At 40.0% G+C, this 4,612-nt stretch carries 3 protein-coding genes; all 3 read left to right on the top strand.

Annotation, left to right across the window (positions count from 1 at the left end):
• Positions 1–647 precede the first annotated feature (647 nt).
• The 3 genes from VN447_RS04430 (at position 648) to VN447_RS04420 (ending at position 4,298) form a co-directional block, all read left to right on the top strand.
• On the top strand, positions 648–2,456 hold the full coding sequence (locus VN447_RS04430; RefSeq protein ID WP_325523215.1) for a sensor domain-containing diguanylate cyclase: 1,809 nt from the start codon (positions 648–650) through the stop codon (positions 2,454–2,456).
• Between the two features lie 287 nt (positions 2,457–2,743).
• Complete coding sequence (locus VN447_RS04425; protein WP_325523213.1) at positions 2,744–3,796, top strand: PocR ligand-binding domain-containing protein; 1,053 nt, start codon at positions 2,744–2,746, stop codon at positions 3,794–3,796.
• Between the two features lie 25 nt (positions 3,797–3,821).
• The gene (locus VN447_RS04420) at positions 3,822–4,298 is read left to right on the top strand and encodes a chemotaxis protein CheW (RefSeq protein ID WP_325523211.1); all 477 of its coding nucleotides are present in this window, start codon (positions 3,822–3,824) and stop codon (positions 4,296–4,298) included.
• Positions 4,299–4,612: the final 314 nt, after the last annotated feature.

Below are 4,612 nucleotides of genomic sequence, written 5' to 3'. Positions count from 1 at the left end.
AAATTAGGCTTTATCACCATAAGTGAAAGATATTCATTAATACACTAATTCTATTGAACCGCCGTATACCGAACGGTACGTACGGTGGTGTGAGAGGTCGCTGAGTAAATAATTACTCAGCTCCTACTCGATTTTCATAGTACGTGGGTCCTGGCGACATTTTGACGACACAATGCTCTAACTCCGAAGTTCTGCTGTCTATCGTGACGATCGTATTTTAGTTTCCGCACTTTTTCTATTCCAAAAGGCGGGTAATTTTTCAGCGAACCCCTCCTGCATTTTCGCAGTATCGTGTGTATATTTATCCATTGAGAAAACAGAGTAGCATGCCTCGTTGCCATAAAATATTTGTGAATTAAATAATTTATGGCAAGTAAAGGATTAAAAGGCAATCCGTAGAATTGTGAAACTAATCAGATTACAGGGGTGCTTCCGAAGATTCGTAGCACTTTCTCGACCTACGCGAATTCCCTTATCTGATTTGTTGAGGACGAGGAAAATTGGCGAATGCTTCCGGAACTAGGCGTAGATTGTGGACAAGGTTATCATCTATGTGGCCTAAGTTAATGAAATCTGTACTGGCATAGTATAGCTAATCATAGAAATTAGTTTCGCTTTTGGACTTATACAGGATTAAGAGGTAAAATGTGAAAACGATAAACACTTATTATAATAACTATATGGGCTTGGTAAGTTTTGTCCAAAATAATCATAACGCGTTGTATGGTTCAGATACCAAAGCTATAGTAGTTCAGATTTTTAGTGGCAAGTATGAGAAGGATTTTCTTGAGAGGTTATCTGCAGAGATTATGGGGTTAATCCCTAATGCTTGCATTATCGGTACTACTACGTCTGGCGAGATTATGGACGGACAAGTGAGCGGATTAAGGACGGTACTATCTTTTTCTATCTTTTATCATAGTACAGCTAAAATTGGAGTATTTCCTAAGTGGGGACAGGGCGATTTCGACTTAGGCCGAACGGTAGCCTCAAGACTTGGTAGTGACAAGGCAAAATTATTGATATTGTTTGCCACTAGGCAATCAGTAGACGCTAATAATCTTTTGACGGGTATTCAGTCAATTTACCCAAACCTACCTATTGCCGGTGGCAATGCGGGAAACAGCTTCGTTGAGCAACAAAGCCTATTGATTTGCGGCGGGCAGGTTATTGATAGTGGGGCCGTAGGAATTATTTTAGAGGGTGATAATCTCACGGTAAATTGCCACTACCATCTTGGGTGGCAACCGATAGGTAAAGAGATGACGATTACCAAGAGTGAAGGGTCGCGAGTGTATACGATTGATAATTTGCCTGCCTACGAGATTTATCGAGAGTACCTGGGCCTTGAAGAAGCTAGAGACTTTTTCAACGCTATTGAGTATCCATTGATAGTTGAGAGGCATGGAGTGAAGATAGCAAGGACACCTCTTGCGTATTATGAAGATGATTCACTAAATTTCGCTGGGGAATTGGCCCAAGGAGAAACAATTCGGCTTAGTTTCGGCCATGTTGAGATGATATCGGAAGGAATTATTGATCTCTGTGAGGCAATAAATAGGCAGCCGGTCGAATGTATATATGTTTATTCCTGCGAGAGTCGAAGGGGGTTTCTCCAGGAGCACAGTAAGATAGAAACTGAACCGCTCCAATCAATAGCTCCGACCTCCGGTTTTTTTACCCATGGGGAATATTTTCATACAGGATCAGCGAATCAATTACTAAATGCCACGATGACAGTGTTGGTGCTTTCTGAAAAAGGCGGGAAGGCAAGTTCCGAACCTACAGTTGATTTCAAAACACATATAGAGCACCGTAATAACTGTATTATACAGGAAGATAAGGTGGTCGAAAGAAGTACAGGCGTTCTAAAGGCCTTAACCCATTTGGTGAATAAAGTCACTACAGAGTTGGTTTTCGCAAATGAGAGACTGAAATATGTCAGTCTTCATGATGCTCTTACGGGACTTTATAACCGAGCTGCTTTTGAACAAGAAATGAGGAATTTGGAAGGTTTAGAAGGCCAAGTAGGGGTTATCGTGTGTGACTTAGATTATCTTAAAATATTGAATGATGTGATGGGTCACGATGCTGGTGATAAAGCACTGAAGTTTGCTTCCGAGGTCATTACAAGGTCTTGCTCAAAAAATAGTATAGTTGCAAGAATCGGAGGAGACGAATTTGCGATAATAGTTGCCAATGCTGATTTACCTATGATCACAGACATTCGTAACAGGATTTTGCGGGAGGCAGCCATCCAAAGAAAACTAAATCCTGAATTACCCTTGTATTTGTCCGTAGGCTTAGCCCTAAAGGAACATGGCGGGGCAGAAAAGATGCGGGATGTTCTCAAGATGGCCGACTTAAACATGTACAGACTTAAATTTGCGAGGAAAGAAAAGGTTCGCCAAGCAATAATTAAAAATTTAAAAAACAGTCCACATTTGTGCTTCTAGCCTTCTCTAACAAACGGCCCAAAAACTGGTCAGAAATATTACCTTCGTGGGGAGTAATGCCCCCACATTAATTTTAAAATAAATTGTGAATTTAATAATTTATGTAAACTAAAGGATTAAAAGGAAATTTGTAGAATTATGAAAATAATCCGACGAAAAGGTGGTGCGTTGCGAAGATGACGTAGTCGTGATTAATTGATCATTTCCCAGGTATTTTACTCTTTTTGTCACGATCAGAAAAAAATACATGTATCGTTAGATAACATGCAAAATTAGGAGGAACATCAATGAATCAACAGCAGCGTACTAAGAAAGTAACCGAACTAAATTTAGATGATATTAAACTAACAGATGTGATTGATATAAATTTCCTGCAAAGGTTTCAGGATGATTTTGCGAAGGGCGTAGGTCTGGCTAGTGTTACCGTAGATCCAGAAGGCAAGCCTGTTACAAATCCCAGCTCTTATACTAGATTCTGCATGAACTATACTCACTCAACAGAGTGTGGCGATAAACGTTGTGCCGAGTCACATCGTAAGGGTGGAGAAGAGGCTGCACGTACTGGAAAACCTGTAGTGTATGAATGCCATGCCGGATTAATTGACTTTGCCGCTCCGATAATGGTCGAAGGAAAACTGATTGGGACGATATTGGGAGGACAGGTTCTTACCGCTAGTCCGCAAGAAGAAAAATATAGAAGAATCGCTAAAGAAATTGGTGTAGATAGCGACGGCTATGTAGAAGCAACTAAAGAAATACGTATTCTGTCCAAGGAAGGCATTGAATCTGCTGCAAATGTACTTTTTATTGTGGCTAATAACATGTCAAAAAGCGCTTACCAGCAAAGAAAACTTCGGGCTGTAGCTGAAGTCCTTGATGATAGCTTACACCAAATCTCCGCAACTATGGAGCAACTAGCGGCGTCAGCTGGTACTGTTAGTGATAACCAGTCGAAGTTAAATGGTGAGATTAGTAACGTAAATTCAGTTACCGGTCAAATCAATGATGTTATGGACCTGATAAAAGAAATAGCAGACGAAACTCGTCTGCTAGGCTTAAACGCAGCTATTGAAGCGGCTAGAGCCGGGGAGGCTGGACTTGGATTCGGAGTAGTAGCTCAAGAAATCAGAAAGTTATCTACCGATTCCAAAGCCACTGTTGGAAAGATTAAAGAATTCACGAATGTAATAAGAGATTCCGTAGACCGCACTGTTTCAATGGGTAGCGAAACGGCATCGACTGTTCAGCAACAAGCGGCCGCTATTCAAGAAGTAACTGCTAGCTTGGAAGAAATAACTAGTATAACCGAGCAATTGAGCGCTTTGGCAAGAGAGATATGACCTGGATTAAAGGAGGAGTAATCCTATGGCAACTATCCAGCTAGTGGTCTTTGAAATAGATGAAAGCGAGTATGGAATTGATGCTTTAGCTGTAAATGGGATTTTACGGTCAAAAAAGTTTAAGGTACAAAAACTCCCGGGAATTTCAAATGTAATCGAAGGTATGATAAATCTTCGAGGCCATGTAAATTATATTTATAATCTACGAACTAAATTTGGCTTAAAAAAAGCAGAGCTGGCTGACGAGAGCAAATTCGTTATGATAAATGTCGGTTCTCAGGTAGTAGGCTGTATTGTGGATGAAGTAACAGATATTGTGAAATTTGATGAAGCTGATTTACAACCAGCGCCCAGTTTGTCTACAAATCAAAAAGGTATGAGTTATCTAAAGGGTATAGGTAAAGTAGAAGATAGAATGATTATTATTTTAGACCCAGTAGAACTGCTGTCAACCGAAGAGACAGTGGAAATAGACTTAGCATTTAAGGCGTTAAATAACTGAAACTAAGGTGAAAAACTGAAACGGCAAAATAGAAAGCCTTATTTTCGTAAGTAGGACACTAATATAATTTTTGCGTTTAAATAATATATTAGTGTCTTTTTCACCGTCTATAGGTTTTGCCTTAGTCAATTACTGGCTAAGGTTTTCTTTTTTTCATACCAGGTGACATGGTCGTAAGCGTCAAGCCAAGCCCACATGGGAATAAAAAACCACCTGGGGTAATATGAAAATACTACCTCAAGTGGTTGCTTTGAATGTATCCCTATTATGATTTTGTTTGCGGCATCTTACAATGTAGAGGAATTTCCGCTGCC

The organism is Sporomusa sp., from assembly GCF_035561155.1.
GTDB lineage: Bacteria > Bacillota > Negativicutes > Sporomusales > Sporomusaceae > Sporomusa.
Note: the sequence above shows the minus strand (reverse complement) of the source record. Positions and strands in the feature narration are given on the sequence as shown.